Source organism: Streptococcus sp. LPB0220, from assembly GCF_008727815.1.
Taxonomy (GTDB): Bacteria; Bacillota; Bacilli; order Lactobacillales; family Streptococcaceae; genus Streptococcus.
This window is the reverse complement of the sequence record NZ_CP044230.1, coordinates 2,057,114-2,078,537: the sequence shown is the minus strand read 5'-3', so window position 1 is coordinate 2,078,537 and position 21,424 is coordinate 2,057,114. Positions and strand designations below refer to the sequence as shown.

16 protein-coding genes are annotated in these 21,424 nt (G+C 41.6%); 7 read left to right on the top strand and 9 right to left on the bottom strand.

All coding sequences use genetic code 11. The features are described from left to right. Positions 1–3 precede the first annotated feature (3 nt). From LPB220_RS10465 to LPB220_RS10445, 5 genes are all read right to left on the bottom strand, one after another. Positions 4–987 carry a LacI family DNA-binding transcriptional regulator gene (locus tag LPB220_RS10465; RefSeq protein WP_013904333.1) on the bottom strand — a complete coding sequence of 328 codons (984 nt, stop codon included), beginning with the start codon at positions 985–987 and terminating at the stop codon, positions 4–6. 11 nt (positions 988–998) lie between these two features. Continuing rightward, entirely contained in the window at positions 999–1,811 is an 813-nt protein-coding gene (locus tag LPB220_RS10460) for a DUF1189 family protein (protein WP_045760038.1), read from the bottom strand. A 144-nt stretch (positions 1,812–1,955) separates the two neighbouring features. Continuing rightward, positions 1,956–2,798 (bottom strand): sugar ABC transporter permease, encoded by an 843-nt coding sequence (locus tag LPB220_RS10455; RefSeq protein ID WP_021154117.1) that lies wholly within the window; start codon positions 2,796–2,798, stop codon positions 1,956–1,958. A 1-nt stretch (position 2,799) separates the two neighbouring features. Beyond that, positions 2,800–4,095: a sugar ABC transporter permease gene (locus tag LPB220_RS10450; protein WP_023919930.1), complete on the bottom strand. Its 1,296-nt coding sequence runs from the start codon at positions 4,093–4,095 to the stop codon at positions 2,800–2,802. A gap of 127 nt (positions 4,096–4,222) precedes the next feature. Continuing rightward, the gene (locus LPB220_RS10445) at positions 4,223–5,479 is read right to left on the bottom strand and encodes an extracellular solute-binding protein (protein ID WP_023919928.1); all 1,257 of its coding nucleotides are present in this window, start codon (positions 5,477–5,479) and stop codon (positions 4,223–4,225) included. A gap of 448 nt (positions 5,480–5,927) precedes the next feature. Here LPB220_RS10445 and malQ point away from each other — a divergent pair, with 448 nt between their 5' ends. The 5 genes from malQ to nrdI all read left to right on the top strand — a co-directional run bounded on the left by malQ (position 5,928) and on the right by nrdI (position 14,540). Beyond that, a complete protein-coding gene (gene malQ, locus LPB220_RS10440) occupies positions 5,928–7,457 on the top strand; it encodes a 4-alpha-glucanotransferase (protein ID WP_049516109.1) in 1,530 nt (509 codons plus the stop codon). 44 nt (positions 7,458–7,501) lie between these two features. Further along, on the top strand, positions 7,502–9,760 hold the full coding sequence (gene glgP / locus LPB220_RS10435; protein ID WP_023919924.1) for a glycogen/starch/alpha-glucan family phosphorylase: 2,259 nt from the start codon (positions 7,502–7,504) through the stop codon (positions 9,758–9,760). A gap of 491 nt (positions 9,761–10,251) precedes the next feature. Then, positions 10,252–13,080: a GbpC/Spa domain-containing protein gene (locus LPB220_RS10430; RefSeq protein ID WP_118396254.1), complete on the top strand. Its 2,829-nt coding sequence runs from the start codon at positions 10,252–10,254 to the stop codon at positions 13,078–13,080. Positions 13,081–13,507: 427 nt separating this feature from the next. Next, positions 13,508–14,023, top strand: a complete 516-nt coding sequence (locus tag LPB220_RS10425) for a hypothetical protein (protein WP_021154108.1) — start codon at positions 13,508–13,510, stop codon at positions 14,021–14,023. Between the two features lie 61 nt (positions 14,024–14,084). Continuing rightward, positions 14,085–14,540 (top strand): class Ib ribonucleoside-diphosphate reductase assembly flavoprotein NrdI, encoded by a 456-nt coding sequence (gene nrdI / locus LPB220_RS10420; protein ID WP_049516115.1) that lies wholly within the window; start codon positions 14,085–14,087, stop codon positions 14,538–14,540. 240 nt (positions 14,541–14,780) lie between these two features. Here the strand turns inward: nrdI and LPB220_RS10410 are convergent, their stop codons facing one another. Together LPB220_RS10410 and argS are read right to left on the bottom strand one after the other, a co-directional pair. Further along, positions 14,781–15,026: a hypothetical protein gene (locus LPB220_RS10410; RefSeq protein WP_049515223.1), complete on the bottom strand. Its 246-nt coding sequence runs from the start codon at positions 15,024–15,026 to the stop codon at positions 14,781–14,783. 152 nt (positions 15,027–15,178) lie between these two features. Continuing rightward, on the bottom strand, positions 15,179–16,867 hold the full coding sequence (gene argS, locus LPB220_RS10405; RefSeq protein WP_049515225.1) for an arginine--tRNA ligase: 1,689 nt from the start codon (positions 16,865–16,867) through the stop codon (positions 15,179–15,181). Positions 16,868–16,971: 104 nt separating this feature from the next. On the opposite strand from argS, the gene argR reads away from it, so the two are divergent. After that, a complete protein-coding gene (argR, locus tag LPB220_RS10400) occupies positions 16,972–17,412 on the top strand; it encodes an arginine repressor (RefSeq protein ID WP_023919910.1) in 441 nt (146 codons plus the stop codon). Between the two features lie 109 nt (positions 17,413–17,521). Next, entirely contained in the window at positions 17,522–20,071 is a 2,550-nt protein-coding gene (gene mutS / locus LPB220_RS10395) for a DNA mismatch repair protein MutS (protein WP_070594643.1), read from the top strand. Between the two features lie 304 nt (positions 20,072–20,375). Here the strand turns inward: mutS and LPB220_RS10390 are convergent, their stop codons facing one another. Together LPB220_RS10390 and LPB220_RS10385 are read right to left on the bottom strand one after the other, a co-directional pair. Continuing rightward, the gene (locus LPB220_RS10390; protein WP_024054970.1) at positions 20,376–20,831 is read right to left on the bottom strand and encodes a DUF3021 domain-containing protein; all 456 of its coding nucleotides are present in this window, start codon (positions 20,829–20,831) and stop codon (positions 20,376–20,378) included. After that, entirely contained in the window at positions 20,825–21,265 is a 441-nt protein-coding gene (locus LPB220_RS10385; protein WP_070594642.1) for a LytTR family DNA-binding domain-containing protein, read from the bottom strand. Before LPB220_RS10385 ends, LPB220_RS10390 begins: the two co-directional genes overlap by 7 nt. Between the last annotated feature and the right edge of the window lie 159 nt (positions 21,266–21,424).

The window sequence follows — 21,424 nt, the reverse complement described above, 5'->3', positions numbered from 1 at the left end:
CTCCTAGAGTTTCGTAATGGTATGGTCAATCAATTGACGGTAGCAGACGGTTTTTCCTTCTTTGTGATCCTTGATAATTTGTAGAATTGTCCGAACAGACTCACGTCCGAGTTCCACTGCATTGATGTCAATATAGGCTTCAATATCGAGTCGTGGCTTAATCGAATCAAAGGAAATAATCGGGATTGTCAGCTGGTGTTCTAATAGGTATTGGCGCACCCCTTCAGCAACGAGAATATCGGTTGTCATGATGGCATCTAACTCTGCTAGGGGAAGGCTCTCCATCATTTGATAAGAATTGTCTTCCAACATAAAACCAAATGAGAAATGAACCAGTTTTTCATCGAGAGGAATCCCTGCTTTTTGGAGGGCTTCTTTATAACCTTCGTAGCGGTCTTGAGATACGAACAGTTCTTTGTTTCCCCCGATAAAAGCAATTTTTCGGTAGTTTTGTTGAATGAAATAATCCGTCGCATCAAATGCAGCCTTGATATTATCATTATCCACTAGCGATACAAAAGGTGAAGCTGCCTTTCCGAGAATGAGGAAGGGGAACTTGTCTTTGATCGCAAATTCAACGAGGGGATCATTCGGGTTGGAATAAAGGAAAATCAAACCATCTACACGATTTCCGTAGATGAGTTGTTTGAGGTTGTCGAGCCGCCGTTCTTCATTTTGCCCCGTACAGATTTGGATGGCATAATCATTGTCTGACGCGATCTGGGTAATCCCTCTTAAAACAGTTGGGAAGAAAGGATTCTGGTAGAAGACGTCACTGTCGATTGGTAGGACCAAAGCAATGACTTGACTAGATTGGCTGACAAGGCTGCGAGCATTAAGATTGGGATGGTAGTCCAATTCGACCATGGCCTCACGGACACGTTTTTTTGTTTCATCACTAATCGTGGATTTGTTTTGGATGACGCGCGTGACAGTTGAAGGCGCGACGCCAGCGAGTTTCGCCACATCTTTGATGGTAACACGCATGAGAAAACCTCCTAGCGGTGATAGTCTGGATCACGGAAGTGGGTCTTATAAAATACCATAGCAAGATAGAGTACAAATAAGACATTTTGGATCATGATTGTCGTAGTAAATACTTGATGGAATAGTAAACTGATGAAGACACTCAGTAAAATAGGGAGTCCCAAGCAATTCAGAATACAATTGAAACATTCCTTGAAAGTTTGTAGTGAAAAGAGTCGAGATTTTCGTGTCAAGTAGAGGAAGAAAGATGCCCCTAGGATGAGAATCAAATAATTGACTGTCGATAAGAAGCCAGAGAAAATCACGAGAAAGAGACTGACAGGGAGTCGATTGTCGCGAAACCAATCGCTAGAGATAGCTTGAGTGAAGCTTTTTTTATCCCGAAGGCTCTCTTGATTAATAGCCTGGTATGAGACTGTAGCGAGTTCTTTATTCTCTTTTGAGATAATCAATTGTTTGCGATCAAAATGGAGTGTTAACTCCTTGCCTTCACTAGCCTTTGCCTCTTGGCCTAAGATAACCTGTCCTTTTGAAGTCTTGTGTACAGGGTTAGTCCCTGTATAGGTGAGCTCTTGGTCTTTGATCACGACGTGTTCTTGGATATCTTTCATAACGTCTGTTGATAAAGGATCAAACACATCGCTGACAAAGGTTGTCAAAGGATAGGTTTTGAGTTGAGCATTTTGCAGAGCCACAGGTAATAGTGTGATAGAGATTAGAAAGAAAGAAGTAAAAATCATTTGGAACCAGCTCAGTTTTTTGCGGTTTGCAAAAGAAGAGCGGAAATTGAAGATACTTGCGAAATAATTAAAAGGATAGGGCATAAGATGACCTTTCTAAACATAAGAGTATCAGAAATGCAAAGAGAAATCTCTTTGCATTGATTTTATTCTTAACGAAGGGTAGTAAAGCATCCACCATACTACCCTTAACTTAAAAATAAAATGTGCTTGAAATAAGATTCTATTTTATCCTTTATCTCCACCAGCTGTCAAGCCTGAAACAAAGTTCTTTTGTAGGAAGAAGAATAAGATACAGATTGGAACCGCGATCAAAATAGCACCGGCTGCAAAGAAGGCGATTTTTTGATTTTTTTGGTCACTGATAAAGGTTTGAAGACCAACGGCTACCGTATAGTTCACTTCGTCACGAAGCAAGAATTTAGACAAGATATAGTCTCCGAAAGGCCCCATGAAAGCCCAAAGTGCTTGAACGGCAATCATTGGACGAACAAGAGGAAGGACGATTTGCCAGAAGCGACGGAAGTGTCCAGCTCCATCCAATTTCGCAGATTCATCGAGGGAAATTGGAACAGTATCAAAGTATCCCTTCATCAACCAGGCATTCATTGGAATACCACCACCAACATAAAGGAAGATCAAGAACCAAGGTTGGTTCAAGGCATTCAGCATCAAAGCCATAACGAAGAAGGCTGTGAGGGCTGCCATGGTTGGGACCATTTGAATAATCAAGAAGAAGACCAAACTTTGTTTACGCGCCAAGAAATTGTAACGGCTGTATGCATAACCTGCGAAGGTAACGATACTTGTTTGTACAATCATGGTGATAATGGCGATAACCAAGGTGTTCATATACCAAGTGCCATAATGGGTTTCAGAGAAAAGTTTTGAGAAGTTATCAAAACTAAGATTGCCACTAAAATCAAGTGTAAAGGCACTGACATTCCCTGATTTGAAGGCTGATAGAACCGTAATCAACAATGGATAAATGATAACGATTGAAAGAACCACCATGTACAGGTAAGTCAAGAAATGATTGAGGCGGCGTTTAAATTGAACTGAATTTTTCATTTTATACATCCTCCATATCAAATGCATGTAGTTTCTTGAAGGCAACCATAGAGATTGAGATCACAATCACAGAGATAATCAAGGTTACCGCTGCAGCCATTGAATATTGAGGAGAAGAATTGGTTGTCAACTTGTAGATCCATGAGATCAAGATATCTGTAGATCCGGCGTTTCCTCCGACAGAACCAGGTCCCCCATCGTTAAACAAGTAAATGATGGAGAAGTTATTAAAGTTGAAGGTATATTGACTGATCAAAGTTGGAGCTGCAACAGCCATAATCATTGGGAAAGTGATGCTGCGGAATTTTTGCCAACCGTTGGCACCATCAATATAAGCAGCTTCGTAAAGATCGTTTGGAATCGATTGAAGAATCCCTAAAGTCAAGACGTAGATGTAAGGGAAGCCGAGCCAACCTTGCATCATAATCAAAGCAATTTTTGTCCAGGTAGGATCTGTTTTCCAAGGAATCAAAACGCCATCTAAGAATGGGAAGATCTTCGCAAACAATGGGATAACTTGTGCATTGATAGCACCGACACTATCGTTAAACATATTTGAGAAAGTTAGGATAGTGATGAAGGCTGGAACAGCCCAAGGAAGCAAGAAGATAACCCCAAAGATTCGTTTTCCTTTTACGAATGGTTGGTTTGCAACAATAGCGGTCAAGATACCGAGTACGATTTGAAGAGTAGAAGCTGCGAGGGCCCAAATCAAGGTCCAGCCAAGAACCGATGTAAAGGCTGAGCGGAAGGTACTCAAGGTCCACATATTAGTGAAGTTTTGGAACCCGATCCAATCAAGCAAGGTTGTTGGAGCGGTATGTTTGAAGTCGTAGTTGGTAAAGGCGATCATCAAAGTTACTAAAACTGGGAAGATAATCGCAAATGTCATAGCAATGTATGAAGGAATAATCAATAAATATGGGAAGCCATTTTCATAGATGGCTTGAACCATTTCTTTCAAGGTTTTTGGAACGGCAATCCCGTTGTTGATGCGTTTAGCAACTGTTCCAGCATCCTTAATATTTAAGGCATAAAATAGGAAGTAAACAACAGTGATGATCAAGTGGAAGGCGCCACGAATCAAGATAAAGAGAGAATTATCTTGTCCACGGACGGTTCCAAGTGTAACCAATTTCGCTAATTCTCCAGCTCCAATTCCTAGGAAATAGGCGAGAAAGAGAATGGTTACGGCAAGAAAAATATAGCCTTTGGTTTTTTGTTTGTTATAAATTTGCCCAAGACCCGGGATCAAAGAGAGCCACATAGCCTTTTTAGGGTTTTGTTCTGTAGTCATTCAAATCTCCTTATAATGTCCTTGCTAGAGAGCAAGAAGACAAGTCAGACAGTAAGTTGTGCTTGAAAATTGAACATAAGAGGTTGGGACTTTGTCTCCAACCTCTTACTCACACCTAAAAACTGTCTTATTTGCTACCGAATTTTTGTTCGATGGTTTCTTTAATCAATTTCACTGCATCGTCAGCAGATGCTTTTGCAGATTTTTTACCACTTACAGCATCGAAAAGCATAGTAGCAGCTGGATCCCAAACAGCACTCATTTCTGAGATATTTGGCATTGGTTGAGCATTCTTGAATTGATCAACAACGGCAGTTGTCAATTCATCGTTTTTGCTAACCGCATATTTACGAGCTTCTGTGTTGGCAGGAACTTCATTGGTCTTGTCAAACAAAGCTTTTTGTTGGTCAGTACTTGTCAAGAAGTCAATGAATTTTTGAGCGCCATCAAGGTTTTTCGCACCTGCAGGGATAACCCAAGCTTTACCACCACCAAAGGCAGAGTATTGTTTTCCGTTTGGAAGAGTTGGAATCGTTGCGACACCGTAGTTTACTTTAGCTTCTTTCAATGAAGCAGCTTTCCAAGGACCATCGATGATAGCAGCTGTTTTACCTTCTTGGAATTGTGTTTGGATGAAGTTAGCAGCAGCTTTTGTATCTTGCAAACCTTTTGGCCATTTAGCATACCAAGTTTTTGCATATTCGATACCATCGATAGAACCTTGGTTGTTCAATCCAATATCTTTAGGATCTGTACCGTCTTTACCAAACACATAACCGCCGTTACCTGAAAGTAAACCGTAAGTGTAGTAGAAGTTTGTCCAGTCAGCTAAGAAGGCAGTTGTTTTACCAGGTTCGCTAGCGAAGTCGTACTTGCTATCTTTTGCAAGATTTTCAAGATCACCAAATGTTTTTGGAGCTTCGCTTACAAGATCTTTGTTATAGTAGAGAACCAATGTTTCGATGACAGCAGGTGCACCGTAAACTTTACCACCGTTTGTTACAAGAGCTTCAGTTGTTTTATCTGTATGGCTATCTTTGTTTAATGTCACTTCAGCCAATTGACCATCGCTACCAAGACCACCTACACGGTCGTATGGTGCCATCATAACGTCTGGAGCTTTTTTAGATTGGTTATCAAGAGAAAGGTTATCCAATCCACCAAGAGCATCACCAGTCTTGATGTTAATTTTTACGCCATTTTCTTTTTCAAAAGCTTTTGCAGCTTCTTCAACATAAGATTTGTAGCCTTTGTCTACATAGACGTTGATTTCTTTACTTGCCTCAGAAGAACCTGATGAGTTATTGCTACAAGCAGCAAGTAAGAAGCCGGCAAAACCAACTGTACCAAGTACAGCAGCACTACGTAAAATTGTACGTTTCATGATTTATTCCTCCTAAAGAATAAAAAAAGATAATAATTAGAAACCGTTTTAGACAAACGTTTTCCTAAAACGACTTAAGTATATCACAAGGCGAAAACGTTTGCAAGTGATTTTGAGAAAATTTTTTAAAAATATTTTAATTCCGAACTTTCTTCTATAAAATGCATCAAATTTGTTGACATTAGGCAAAGGAAAGAATACACTAGGGGGGTGAGGACATTCTGAAAAAAGTTAAAAAGTTTTTAAGAAACCCCTTGCAGAAAATAGGGAAAAAGTTTATAATGACATGGTACGCAAACGTTTTCGCAAAAATTGCGTAAACTGAGTTGCGCCTGTTCGATTTTTAACAAAGAGTAGAGCCGCTTGAGAGCTGGATACGACTCTGCAACGATACCCATACCGTGCACCGAATCGCAGGCTTCAAAGAAATAAAAAAAGGTGGTAACCCATGAAAAAACGTCAAAGTGGTGTTTTGATGCACATTTCTTCCCTTCCTGGACAATACGGGATCGGATCATTCGGTCAATCAGCATATGATTTTGTTGATTTCCTCGTTCGGACCAAGCAACGTTACTGGCAAATCTTGCCGCTTGGTACAACTAGTTATGGAGATTCTCCATACCAATCTTTCTCAGCTTTTGCTGGGAACACTCATTTTATTGATTTCGATCTTTTGATTGAACGAGGTTTGTTGACAGAAGCAGATCTTAAAGGAGTGGACTTTGGTCAAGATCCTACTCAAGTGGATTATGCAAAGGTTTTCGAACAACGTCGTCCCTTGCTTGAAAAAGCAGTTGCGAACTTCTTGAAATCAGGTGATCAAAAAGAATTCCAAGCCTTTTGCGAAGCCAATGCTTCTTGGTTGGAACTATTTGCAGAATACATGGCTATCAAAGAACACTTTGATTTAAAAGCCTGGACAGAATGGCCAGATGCAGCTATTCGTGCACGTGAACCAAAAGCTTTGGCTCAATACCGTGAAGAATTGGCGGATCAATTGACTTACCATCGTGTGACTCAATTCTTCTTTTTCCAACAATGGTTGGCCTTGAAAGCTTATGCCAATGACCATCACATTGAAATCGTCGGAGACATGCCAATCTATGTAGCGGAAGATTCAAGTGACATGTGGGCGAACCCTCATCTCTTCAAAACAGATAAAAACGGGAAAGCGACTTGCATCGCAGGATGCCCGCCAGATGAATTCTCAGCAACTGGTCAACTTTGGGGGAACCCAATCTATGACTGGGAAGCAATGGACAAAGATGGCTACCAATGGTGGATTGAACGCTTGCGTGAAAGCTTCAAGATCTACGACATCGTGCGGATCGACCACTTCCGTGGTTTTGAGTCTTACTGGGAAATCCCTGCTGGATCAGATACAGCAGCACCAGGTAAATGGGTTAAAGGTCCTGGCTACAAACTCTTTGCAGCTGTGAAGGAAGAGCTCGGTGATTTGAACATCATCGCTGAGGACCTTGGCTTTATGACAGATGAAGTCATCGAACTTCGTGAAAGCACTGGCTTCCCAGGAATGAAGATTCTTCAATTTGCCTTCAATCCGGACGATGAAAGTATCGATAGCCCTCACTTGGCACCAAACAATTCTGTGATGTATACAGGAACACATGATAACAACACAGTTCTTGGATGGTACCGCAATGAAATCGACGATCCAACTCGTGAGTACCTTGCTCGTTATACTAACCGGAAAGAGTACGAATCTGTACCGCATGCGATGCTTCGTACCGTCTTTGCTTCCGTCAGCTTCATGGCGATTGCTACGATGCAAGACTTGCTTGAGTTAGATGGCTCAGCTCGGATGAACTTCCCATCTACTCTCGGTGGTAACTGGTCATGGCGAATGACAGCGGATCAATTGACTCCAGCTGTCGAGCAAGAATTGCTTGATTTCACTACGATCTATCGTCGTGAAAACAAAGACTTGAAAAAAGAAGTTAAGAAAGCAAAAAAATAATCTTTCCCCCTATTAAAATTGTTGAAACAAAGGAGACTCCCAACATGGAATCATTACAAAAATATGTGATTGATCATCATCAAAAAACAATTGCTGAATGTTCAAATGAAGAATTGTACATTGCCTTGCTAAATTACACCAAGCAAGCAAGCGCTCAAAAGAAAATCAATACTGGTAAGAAAAAAGTTTACTACATCTCAGCTGAGTTCTTGATCGGTAAACTCTTGTCTAACAACTTGATCAACTTGGGTCTTTACGACGATGTTAAAAAAGAATTGTCAGATGCTGGTAAAGACTTGATCGAAGTCGAAGAAGTGGAATTGGAACCATCACTTGGTAACGGTGGTTTGGGACGTTTGGCAGCCTGCTTTATCGACTCTATCTCAAGCCTTGGTTTGACAGGGGATGGGGTTGGTTTGAACTACCACTTTGGTTTGTTCCAACAAGTCCTTAAAAACAACCAACAAGAAACGATTCCAAACGCATGGTTGACTGACCAAAGCTGGCTCGTTCGTTCAAGCCGTAGCTACCAAGTGCCATTTGCACACTTCACATTGACTTCTACCCTTTATGATATCGATGTCCCTGGTTACAAGATTGATACCAAGAACCGTTTGCGTTTGTTCGACTTGGATTCAGTTGATTCATCTATTATTGAAGATGGTATTAACTTTGACAAGACAGATATCGCTCGCAACTTGACCCTCTTCTTGTACCCAGATGATAGTAACCGTCAAGGGGAATTGCTCCGTATCTTCCAACAATACTTCATGGTATCAAACGGTGCACAATTGATCATCGACGAAGCCATCGAAAAAGGAAGCAACTTGCATGACCTTGCTGACTATGCTGTTGTCCAAATCAACGATACTCACCCATCAATGGTCATCCCTGAATTGATCCGTCTTTTGACAGAACGTGGTATTGGAATGGATGAAGCCATCTCTATCGTTCGTAGCATGACGGCTTACACTAACCACACAATCCTTGCAGAAGCCCTTGAAAAATGGCCACTTGAATTCTTGCAAGAAGTGGTTCCTCACTTGGTTCCAATCATTGAAGAATTGGACCGCCGTGTTCGCGCTGAATACAAAGATCCAGCTGTTCAAATCATCGATGAGAATGATCGCGTACACATGGCGCACATGGATATCCACTATGGATTTAGCGTAAACGGGGTAGCAGCACTTCACACAGAAATCTTGAAGAATTCTGAGTTGAAAGCCTTCTACGACATTTACCCTGAAAAATTCAACAACAAAACAAACGGTATCACATTCCGTCGTTGGCTCATGCATGCCAACCCAACCTTGTCACACTACTTGGATGATATCCTCGGACGTGACTGGCACCATGACGCATCTAAATTGGAAGACCTTCTTTCTTATGAAGATAAAGATGCAGTCAAAGCAAAATTGGAAAACATCAAGTCTCACAACAAACGTAAATTGGCTCGTTTCTTGAAAGACCATCAAGGTGTGGAAATCAATCCTAACTCTATCTTTGATACCCAAATCAAACGTCTCCACGAATACAAACGTCAACAAATGAACGCTTTGTATGTGATCCACAAATACTTGGACATCAAAGCTGGAAATATCCCTGCTCGCCCAATCACTGTTCTCTTTGGTGGTAAAGCAGCTCCTGCCTACACCATTGCACAAGATATCATCCACTTGATCCTTTGCTTGTCTGAAGTGATTGCAAACGATCCAGCAGTAGCTCCACACTTGCAAGTGGTGATGGTTGAAAACTACAACGTAACTGCTGCAAGCTACTTGATCCCAGCTAGCGATATTTCTGAGCAAATCTCTCTTGCTTCGAAAGAAGCTTCAGGTACTGGTAACATGAAATTCATGTTGAATGGTGCATTGACACTTGGTACGATGGATGGAGCCAACGTGGAAATCGCTGAATTGGTTGGACGTGACAACATCTACATCTTCGGTGAAGATTCAGAAACTGTAATCGATCTATATGAGAAATCAGCATACAAATCAGCGGACTTCTATGAACGTGAAGCTATCAAACCATTGGTAGACTTCATTATCAGCGATGCCGTTCTTGCAGTTGGTAACAAGGAACGCTTGACTCGTCTTCACAAGGAATTGATCAACAAAGACTGGTTCATGACTCTTCTTGACTTGGAAGACTACATTGTCACCAAAGAACGTATGTTGGCTGACTACGAAGACCGTGATGCATGGTTGGATCAAGTCATCGTTAACATTGCTAAAGCAGGATTCTTCTCATCTGACCGTACGATCGCTCAGTACAATGAAGATATCTGGCACTTAAACTAATCATTAGTTGTTAGACCAAGGTTCTTAGGACCTTGGTCTTTTTCATTTCTTGTTATTTGGGAAGAAAAAGGAAGGAATTTAAAGAATGGACACTTCTGTAAACAGTGTTGTTTTTTTGAATTTTTCCGATCCGGCAGGGAAAAAATTACATAATTTTTTATTTTAACCTTCAAATCTAATCTATTGGTATAAAAAAATACTTCCCCTAAAAAAGCCTTCCGGTGAAATTTATAAAAAGAGAAACCGGGATGAAAATCCTTGAAAATAAAGGATTTTTCACAGGTTCTTACATATATTTTCAACTAAAAGATGAGGAAGGTCCGTAAGGTTTGGCGTTTCAAGTTGTTATATCTTTAAAGTAAAATAAAAAATTAAATAGACAAATATTTAAAAATGGTTGATTGTGATACAATAGAGTTAACTGGCAGTAGCATATTTTTGCCTCTACAGTGAGATTTTTTTAAACATAAACAAAAAGGAGAGTTTTGAAAATGAAAAGCTATCGTGAACATGTTTCGAAGCAGGAAAAATTTTCAATTCGTAAGTTATCAGTCGGTGTTGTTTCATTGGCCATCGCTGGATTGGCTACTGTTAATACCTACGGAGCAGAAGTGAAAGCAGATGAAGCAACAGCGCCTGCAACTGAAGCGACTACTACGGATACAGCAACAAGCGATGCAGCTGTTTCAACAAGTTCTAAGTTGACATCTACAACTGTGACAGAAGGAAATAAAACAGTTACGACGACTTATGTAGAATCACCAGAACTTGAAAAAGCAAAAGCTGATGCGGCTACAGAAGGTGTGACCGTTACAGAAGAAGCTGAAAAAGTCCAACCATCTATCGCAGCAGCAGAAGCAGATAATAAAGCTCAAACAGCTGAAATCAACACAGTAGTTGATAACTACAAAAAGGCAAAAGCGGAGTATGAAGCAAAATCTCAAGAAATCACATTGATTGAAAAGAGAAATGCAGAAGCAGAAGCGGCTTACAAGAAACAAGTAGAAGACTACAAAACCCAACAAGCAGCTTATGATAAAGCTTTAGAAGAGTACAATGCTAAAAAGGCAGCCTACGATGCTAAAGTAGCAGAAAAAGCAGCAGCAGATAAGGCCAATGCAGAAGCAAAAGCTAAGTATGAAGCAGAAATGGCTGTTTACAATACAGCGAAAGCGCAATACGATAAAGATTTACAAGAATACCAAACTAAGAAAGCGCAATACGATAAAGATAAAGCAGCTTATGATCAATTGGTAGCGAAGAAGGCAGAAGAAGATGCTGCTAAGGCTCAATACGAAGCTGATCTTGCAAAATACAATGTAGAAAAAGTACAGTACGAAAATGATTATATTGCTTATCAAAAGAAATTAGCTGAATACGAAGTTGCCAAAAAACAATATACGGACGCGAAACAAGCATACGACAAATATATGACAGACAATGCGTATGCTGACCTTAAAAATGTTTCAACTGTTCAAGATTTGACCTTCCAACGTGAAGGTGGTGCAACTCACACCATTGACGGCATCAGCACTTATCTTACTCGTGATGCTCAAGCTCGTTTAAATACAAGCAATGTCCATCAATATGATTCTAATAAATTGGAAGCTTCAGATATTGTAGCAACTAGTCCTTGGGCCAATAATGAAACTGAGTACATTCAAGTGAAAGAAGGCGATAAATTTGTCGTTACTTATGATAACTTGAATCAGTCCAGCATGCGTGAAAATACGGATATGCATCCAATCAAACGTGTGATTTACCGTTATGAGATTTTAAGTCTTCCATCAAATGATGGCAAAGGGATTGCAGCAGTCAACGCAGATCCAACGGTAACCATGACAGTGGGTGCTTCAACAGACCAAGACAAACCTGTTAAGGTTGCTGTCGATGTTGAATTCTATGATGGTGATGGCAATAAATTTGATTTGACTCAACGCAATGCCATTGTCGCTTTGAACTCGCTCAACCACTGGACAGGTGCTTCCTATGTCGATAGTGGAGACAAACCTCGTGCCCTTACAGTAGAAGCCAAAGATAAAGATGGCAACACTGTTCGTGGAACTTGGGATCCATATGCAGATGGTTCATCCATGAGCATTGAAAACAATGAAGTGAAGGTTAAAACAGGAAAAGCAGACTTTGGTACTGCAACTGTTTCCATTTCAGCAGACAACCCTCTCAAAATTGTGACTCAGAAATATGGTTATGTTAAAGATGACACAGGTAAATGGGTTCCTGGTACGACACCTGAGAAGGAAGAAGTAACGGATGCGTTAACTGTAAATGCTTCGGGTTCAGGAAGTGTTCATTCTATTGGTACAGAAGAATTTACCTTTGAAGGTAAGGATGATGTTATCGGATCATACAAAGTAGATGCAACTACAGGTCAAATTACGTTCACACCTAAGAAGAAATTTGAAAACGTGGAACACCAAGAGTCTGTAAATGTTGGAAATAATAAATTTATTCCAATTCCAAACTCAAGTGTTTCTTATGATGCTGCTACTAAAGAAGTGACTTCCTTTAAAGATAACCAATATATTGAACATGGATCTGTCTTTAACGGTGAATCTTCAACAACTCTTGAAGGTTGGGATAATCCATCTTCTCCATACCTCTATTATGGTGGAGCAGGCTTGAAGATGTCAGATGGACACTTAGTCTTTACGGCTAATGGTGCCAATGCGGCTGGTCAACCAACGGTTTATTGGTTTGCCATCAACTCAAATGTAGGTCTTCCTAAAGAGCCAGGAGAAGAACCGAAAGAGCCAACAAAACCAACAGAACCAAAGGCTCCAACTCCACCAACGATTACAGTGGAAAATCTACCTGCAGAGCCAACGAAACCAGAAGAACCTAAATCACCAACTCCGCCAACAGCACCTAACTACACTGTGATTACGGTCGATGTGGAGGAACCAAAATCACCAACTCCACCAACAGAGCCAACCCCACCGACTCCTGAAGTTGTTCCAAATACGAATCCGGTGAAACCGGAAGCTGAAGTGAAATGGCATAAGAATAAAGTGGTAACGGAAACAGATATTCCAACCCCACCAACGCCAGTTCCTCCAACTCCACCAACACCATATAACCCACCAACACCAATTGTTCCACCTACACCAATCGTTCCACCAACTCCAGAGGTTCCAACCGAACCAACTCCTGAAGTTCCGGAACAGCCTGTACAACCTGCGCAACCACAAACACCTGCGCTTCCAAATACAGGTACAGAAAGCTCAACTGCAGCTGTTCTTGCAGGTGCGATGGCTGGATTGCTTGGATTGGGTCTTGCACGCAAGAAAAAAGAAGATTAATTCTTCGTTCTTTCGTCCATTCATCTAAATAAAGAAAGTCAGAAGGCAAGTCCTTCTGGCTTTTTTGATGGGAGTGATGACCAAATAGTTGAGAAATAGAACAGAATAGTTTTTGGATAAGGAGAGGAAATGGCTTTTATAGACCAAATCGTGTCGAAATGAAGCAGAATAGAAATGGATGACACAAGAAGAAGAGAATGAGGTATACTGGTGGTGTTCGAATGAAAGTTTATAGGACTCCGTTATATCTCTAATCATTCCAATGATACAGTTGTGATGTCTTTTTCATCTTTTGCACACATTATTTTCCAAATGAATTTCATTTGAACGTATCAGTGATCAGGCAAGTGCTTCCACTGTTTTGAGGCGCTTGCCTTTCTATCTGTATCGCGATATAATAGGGTGTAAGAAATGAAAAGGAGTTTGTATGAAAAAGAAACCTATCTATCTTTACATCCTGTTATTTTTCTCTACGGTTGGAACCCTGACTTCAGCTGTCTCAACCTTTGGAGCTTCAAAGAGTTTTGAGCTGACAGATGATTTTGCGAAACAACTTGGTTTAACAACGGCTCAAGACAAGGCGGACTATGTGACATATTATGAGAAATCAGCCCAACTCAATCAGTCTCCACTAACCTTTTTATTTGTTTCCCTGATTCTGATTGCCTTACTGGCAACTTTCTATTTCCTCTTTATGAAGCAGGATCTGTTAACAGCCCATTATACTTACATGGGGCAGATTTTATTAAGTCAAGCCTTCTCTTGCTATAATTATTTTGCAGGGCGTCCGCTATTGGCTAGTTTTTCAAACCCGTCCCTTCGTCAACGATATCTAGCATCTTCGTCCATTGCTTTGTTGCTCTTGACTGCTTTATCTCTTCTCTTCCTTGGAATTGTTTTGTATAAAACCTTGCGTTTGAGAAAAGCTCAAGCTAGGGCATAATAGATAAGTTTGAATGGAGCTCTCTTAGAGGATAAGAGAGCTTCTTGATTGGAGAAAAAAGATGAAAGTATCCTTTGTTTATATTAGTCTGAGTGGGAATACAGAGAGTTTTGTCCGCCGCTTAAGTGACTATTTGCTGGAAGCCCATCCCGGACTTGAAATCGAGAAAGTGCATGTGAAAGACATGGTCAAAGAGGGCCAGTCCTTCTTTGAAATGACCAATCCTTTTATCACTTTTTTGCCTACCTATTTGGAGGGTGGAAATGGTGTTGACAATGGCGATGTGGAAATTTTGACGACAGATGTTGCGGATTTTATTGCTTATGGAGACAATGCCAGCAAGTGCTTAGGAGTGGTTGGATCAGGCAATCGGAATTTTAACAATCAATATTGTTTAACCGCTAAGCAATACAGCCAACGCTTTGGTTTCCCCATGTTAGCCGATTTTGAAATGCGGGGGATGTTGGGAGATATTAAAAAAGTAGCCGCCATTGTAGAAGATTTGTATCATCTTTAAAATAAAGAGAGTGGGACAGAAATCGGTAATTCGTTAGAATTCGATTTCGTCGTCCCACCTCCGCACAGTTGAGTAGGGCTGTAAAAGCTGATGAAATCAGCGTAGTAGAGGCCACTCAACCACTGCGTCTTGCTCGACAATCCAAAAATAATTGAGAGGCTAGGACTTTTGTCCCAGCCTCTTATTTGTTGCGACTGAATAGAAGAGGAGTCACATTTTATATGACTCCTCTTCTATGGCTTATTTTAATTTTTCTGTGATTTCTTTAGCAAGTAGGAGCCCCAATCGATAGTCTTTGTTGATGGCATGGATGACATCGTTGATATTGTCGGTCTCTTGGATTTTTTCCTTGATGCTATCTTTGAAAGCTTGATCTTTCAAGAGTTGCTCTTGTAAGAGCCGTTGTAGTTTTTCTCTCTCGTACTTGTTAAATAAAAAGAGGACCACTAAACTGATGAAAATTAAGATGTAAACGGTTTGATTCATAGATTTCTCCTGTATATAAAGGATCTGAAAATGTAGAGAATGAAAGGCATTGGACATGAGAAAAGGAGTGAGAAAGAACTAAATTGAATCGCATTTAGTTTCTCCTCTCACTCCCATAAGAGATGTTCTACGTATCCATCATAGATAAGAAATTACATTTTCTCAGGTGCATCGACACCAAGTAAGCGAAGGGCTTCTTTTAAGACTACTGCTGTTGAGTAGCTAAGAGCAAGACGGCTTTCGCGTTCTGGACTTTCATCCAAGATACGAGTGTGCGCATAGTATTTGTTGAAGGCTTGAGCCAAGTTGATAGCATATTTTGCGATCAAGGATGGATCATAGTTTTCAGCAGCACGTTTCACCACACGAGAGAAGTCTTGGAGAAGCTTGATGATTTCCCAGCTTTCAGGATCGCTCAAGCTGTATGTCGCATCTGTAGATGGTGTGAAGTTGGCTTTGCGAAGGATGGATTGGATACGAGCGTAAGCGTATTGAACGTAAGGTCCAGTTTCTCCTTCAAAGGATACCATGGCTTCGAGGTCGAAGTCATACCCATTGCGGCGGTCTGTCTTCAAGTCGTAGAATTTAACCGCACCAACACCGACTGCATGTGCCACTTCTTCCTTGTTTTCCAATTCAGGGTTCTTTTCTTCGATCTGCGCTTTGGCACGAGAGATGGCTTCTTGAAGAGTTGGTTCGAGAAGGATGATATTTCCTTTACGAGTTGACAATTTTTGGCGGTTTTTTGTCACCAAACCAAAGTCAACGTGAACCATATCGTCGCTCCAGTCAAATCCCATTTTCTTCAAAACAGCTTTCAACTGACGGAAGTGGTTAGATTGTTCTTGACCTACAGCATAGATGTTTTTCACAAAGTTGTAAGTCCGTGCACGGTAGATAGCGGTTGCGATATCACGCGTGATGTAAAGAGTGGCACCGTCTGATTTCTTAATCATAGCTGGTGGAAGGTTGACATCATCGAGCTCAACGATGCTAGCACCCTTAGACTCTTTCAACAAGCCTTTTTCTTCAAGAATTTGGACAGCTTCATCCATCTTGTCATTGTAGAAAGCTTCTCCGTTTAAGCTGTCAAATTCAACACCGAGGAGTTTGTAGATACGGTTGAATTCTACCAAGCTTTCGTCACGGAACCATTGCCACAACTCAGTCGCTTCTGGATCTCCATCTTCCAATTTCTTGAACCAGAGACGTCCTTCATCATCAAGCTCAGGATCGTTTTCGATTTCAGCGTTGATCCGAACGTAAAGTTTTAGCAATTCATCGATTGGGTTGGCTTCGACAGCTTCCTTGCTACCCCATTTTTTGTAAGCCACCATCAAGAGACCGAACTGTTTACCCCAGTCACCCAAGTGGTTGATTTTAATCGTGTTGTAGCCCATTTTGCGGAAGATGTTTGAAAGAGCATCCCCGATAACGGTTGAGCGCAAGTGACCAACTGAGAATGGTTTTGCGATATTTGGACTTGAAAGGTCGATGGTAATGTTTTGGCCATGACCTTCGTCTTGTTGACCATAGTCTGCACCTGCTTCGATGACGGATTTGATTACTTGATCAGAGATCTTAGATTTGTCTAAGAAGAAGTTCACGTAAGGTCCAGTTGCAACGACTTTTTCGAAGGCGCTTTGGTCGATCTTTTCAGCAATATCTGCAGCGATTGCTTGAGGAGCCTTGCGTTCCACTTTTGCAAGTGAGAAGGCTGGAAAAGCAATGTCACCAAGATCAGATGATTTTGGTTGTTCAAGCAAGTTTAAAATAGCATCTTGGTCAAGAGAGTCAATCACTTTGGCCAATTCACTAGCAATGAGTTCTTTATTGTTCATATTAGCTCCTTAGTCCTTTTAACTATTATTTTAACACAATTCTGAGCGAATTTTCAATTTTTTTGGTATAATTTAAAGTATATTTATTCAAAAGTGGAGGTCCAATGAAAAAGACAGAACGTCACCTTTTGATTCAACAAATGATTCGAAATGAAAAATTGTCGACTCAAAAAGAGATTCAGGATCGATTAGAAGCAAAAGGAATTGCTGTAACGCAAACAACTCTGTCACGAGATTTGCGCGATCTGGGTCTAGTCAAGGTGAAACGAAAAGACCAGTTGTATTATATTTTGCCAAATGAGCCTGAGGTGGCAGAGATTTATATTATGTTGTCCAGCCACGCCAAGTCTGTCTCACGAGCAGAATTCACTTTGGTTTTGCGGACAGAGCTAGGAGAAGCAGCTCTCTTGGCCAATGGTGTAGATGAAATGTCAGATGAGCGTATTTTGGGAACAGTAGCAGGGGCCAATACCCTCTTGATTGTTTGTCGAGACCAAGAGGCAGCCATTGAAATTCAAAATGAAATTTTAGGGATGATGCAGTAATCAAGCCCTGTTAAGATGTCAAAAGGAGGAAGATAGTGAGCTATCTACTCCTGTTTTCATCTATGGAGCTTGTGTCAGAAAATGATGCAACAGTAAGGAATAAAGAAGTATGGCAGTAGAGAAAATATCCCCTGGAATGCAGCAGTATCTAGATATCAAAAAAGACTATCCGGATGCCTTTTTGCTGTTTCGAATGGGAGATTTTTACGAATTATTTTATGAAGATGCAGTGAATGCAGCTCAAATTTTAGAGATTTCCTTAACCTCACGGAATAAAAATGCAGAGAATCCGATCCCCATGGCGGGTGTTCCCTACCACTCGGCTCAGCAGTATATTGATGTTCTCATTGAACAGGGATTTAAGGTCGCGATTGCAGAACAAATGGAAGACCCTAAAGAAGCCAAGGGGGTCGTTAAGCGTGAAGTCGTACAGGTGATTACGCCGGGTACAGTGGTGGATTCGACCAAGCCAGATAGTGAGAACAACTTCCTGGTTGCTTTGGATCGTTCAGGAAATGAGTATGGGCTAGCCTATATGGATCTGGTGACAGGGGAGTTTCAGGTGACGACCCTCAATGACTTTAGCATGGTTTGTGGAGAAATCCGCAATTTACGTGCGCGTGAGGTGGTCCTGGGTTATGAGTTGCCAGAACAGGAAGAGCGTGTGTTTGTTAGCCAGATGAATCTCTTGCTGTCACATGTAGAGACGGCGCTCGACGATGTTCAACTCTTAGGGGATCAGTTGAGTGAGCTAGAAAAGAAAACGGCTGGAAAACTTCTCCAGTATGTCTACCAGACACAAATGCGGGAATTGAGCCACCTCAAAAAAGCCCATCATTATGAGATTTGCGATTTCTTGCAGATGGACTTTGCGACCAAGGCTAGTCTTGATTTGACAGAGAATGCGCGGACTGGGAAGAAACATGGTAGCTTGTATTGGTATTTGGATGAAACCAAGACGGCCATGGGCGGTCGTTTGTTGCGGTCCTGGATTCAGAAACCCTTAGTCGATTTGAAACGGATTCGAGAGCGCCAGGACATCATTCAGGTCTTTATGGATCATTTCTTTGAACGGAGCGATTTGACCGACAGTCTCAAAGGGGTCTATGACATTGAACGCTTAGCGAGTCGTGTTTCCTTTGGCAAGATCAATCCTAAGGATCTCTTGCAGCTAGGAGATACTCTGGGGCATGTGCCGACGATCAAGTCGATTCTACTGGGGATTGGTGATCCAGTCTTAGATGTCTTAATTGCACGCTTGGATGAACTTCCTGAATTGCACCGCTTGATTACCTCAGCTATTGCTCCGGAAGCGTCTGCTGTTATTACGGAGGGAAATATCATCCGAACTGGGTTTGACGAGCAATTGGATCAGTATCGTGTCGTTCTTCGGGATGGTACTGGTTGGATTGCTGAGATTGAGGCCAAAGAACGCGAAGCCAGTGGCATTACAGGTCTAAAAATCGATTACAACAAGAAGGATGGCTATTATTTCCATGTCACCAATTCTCAATTGAGTCACGTTCCTGCTCACTTTTTCCGCAAGGCGACCTTGAAAAATTCAGAACGCTTTGGTACGGAGGAATTGGCACGCATCGAAGGAGATATGCTAGAGGCGCGTGAGAAGTCTGCTAATCTGGAATATACGATTTTTATGCGGATTCGGGAAGAAGTTGGCAAGTATATCCAACGTCTGCAACAGTTAGCTCAGGCGATTGCGACGGTTGATGTTTTACAAAGTTTAGCCAGTGTCGCTGAGTCGCAACAGTTGAATCGTCCCTTCTTTCATGAAGAACGACGAATCGCGATCGACAAAGGTCGTCATCCGGTTGTTGAGAAAGTGATGGGAGCCCAGTCCTATATTCCTAATAGCATCTTTATGGATGAAGAACGGGATATTCAGCTGATTACGGGGCCAAATATGAGCGGGAAGTCTACCTATATGCGCCAATTGGCGATCATTGTGATTCTTGCCCAAATTGGCTCTTATGTTCCAGCGCAAAGGGCTGAATTGCCAATCTTTGATGCGATTTATACCCGGATCGGAGCTGCTGATGACCTGGTATCGGGTCAGTCTACCTTTATGGTGGAAATGATGGAGGCCAATCATGCCATTCGCAAGGCAACGCCTCAGTCCTTGATTTTATTTGATGAGTTGGGACGGGGAACGGCGACCTATGATGGGATGGCCCTCGCCCAGTCCATCATCGAATACATTCACGATCGAACCGGTGCCAAAACCTTGTTTGCAACCCACTACCATGAGTTGACGGCACTCTCAGAGACCTTGTCCCGTTTGGAAAATGTTCATGTTGCGACCTTGGAGCGAGATGGTCAGGTTACCTTCTTGCACAAGATTGAACCCGGACCAGCTGATAAATCTTATGGGATTCACGTGGCCAAGATCGCTGGTTTGCCAGAAGAATTATTGAAGCGGGCGGATGCGATTTTGACCAAGCTCGAAGGACAAGCCCAGCAAGTACCGCTTGCGGATGCAACTCCTAAAAAGGAAGTGTCTTCGCAGGTTGCTGAACAAATGTCCCTCTTTGAGGAAGAAACAGAAAATACAGTGATCACAGAATTGAAGAATCTGGATCTCTACAATATGACTCCCATGGAAGTCATGATGGCAGTCGCCGAATTGAAAAAGAAATTATAAAAGAAGATCCTCGTGACAGCGAGGATCTTTTATTGAAGACAAAGTCATCTTAGAAACTTTCCTTAAGTGAGTACGGACGTCAGCGAACTTCTTCGAAGTTCCAAGACTAATTATTGAGCCTAAGGTCTCAATAATTCCGAGTGCCTGAAACAATTGTGTTTCAGGCACTTTTCTCACAGCGGAAAGTTTCAGTAGATGATTGAACAACTATAACGAGTATATTTTTTATAGAATTTATTAGATTTGTATAAAGGAACAGTTTATCTCTACTTTCAGATCCTCGTAGCACTGAGGATCTTTTTGCTTAGTGGTTAGCAATGCTTTGATTGATTTCTTGAACTTGTTTTTTATAAAAATGATGGGAGACCAACCAGATGATCACGTAAACGAGGGTGAATTCGACAACGAGTGAGAGGTAAAATCCGAGTCGTGCTGGAAACCAGCCGGCTAAGGTAGCTAGAGGAATAAAGCCAAGCAACATGAGTAGGTAATGGCTCAGAGTAGCCCGTAAGAGGCTCCAGTCTTTTTGAAAGAGGAGACTTCCGAAGCTAAAGAGGACCCCAATCGCACCCCAAACGAGGGCACAATAGAGCATGACCAGTGAGCCGTGAACATGATGCAAGAACATCCAGCGACCGACTGCAGAGTTGGGACTTAAGGGAAGGTACAACTCAGGTGAGAAGAGGTAGGAAAAGAAAATGGATAGGATGAGCCCGATGAGAATGCCTTTCAGGGCGTCAGAAAAAGATTGTTTTAGCATGATAATTTCTCCTTAATGGCTTTCAAGTAACGACGGGAGGAGTAGGTCAGACTCCCGTTTTTAAGATAGATTTGCACCGATCCTCCACTGGTAAAGTGCAGGTGATCGATTTCTTTTGTGTTGATAATTTCAGATTGGGAAATTTTGAGAAAGCAGGTCGGCAAGTCTTCAGATAGCTGATAGAGTGGTCCAGTCAGAATAAATTGATCTGTCATGGTCTCGCCAATTACTTGCCGATTTTCAATGTAAAAACGTTGGAATAGTTGGCTTTCGATCAGGTAAGCTTCCCCATCCTTTTTGGCACGTAAGCGCCCTTTTTGATCCAATTCTTCCACAAAGTCACGGATTTTCTCTACACGCGCAGATAGTGCAGGTGCTGTGATCATCACCGTTTCTTCTTGGAAGTGGGAATCAATGTGTACTTCAACTTTCATAAGATATTTTCTCCCTCCTTTGGGTAAAGTCGGTTGGCCTGCTAGCCCGGCTCCTTCTTTACACTACTATTAAACACTTTTTCCAAAGGGAAGACAAGGGGATTTGTCTATGTGGTCGTTTTCTTTGCCTATGCGGTTTTTAAGGAAGAAGATGGGGAC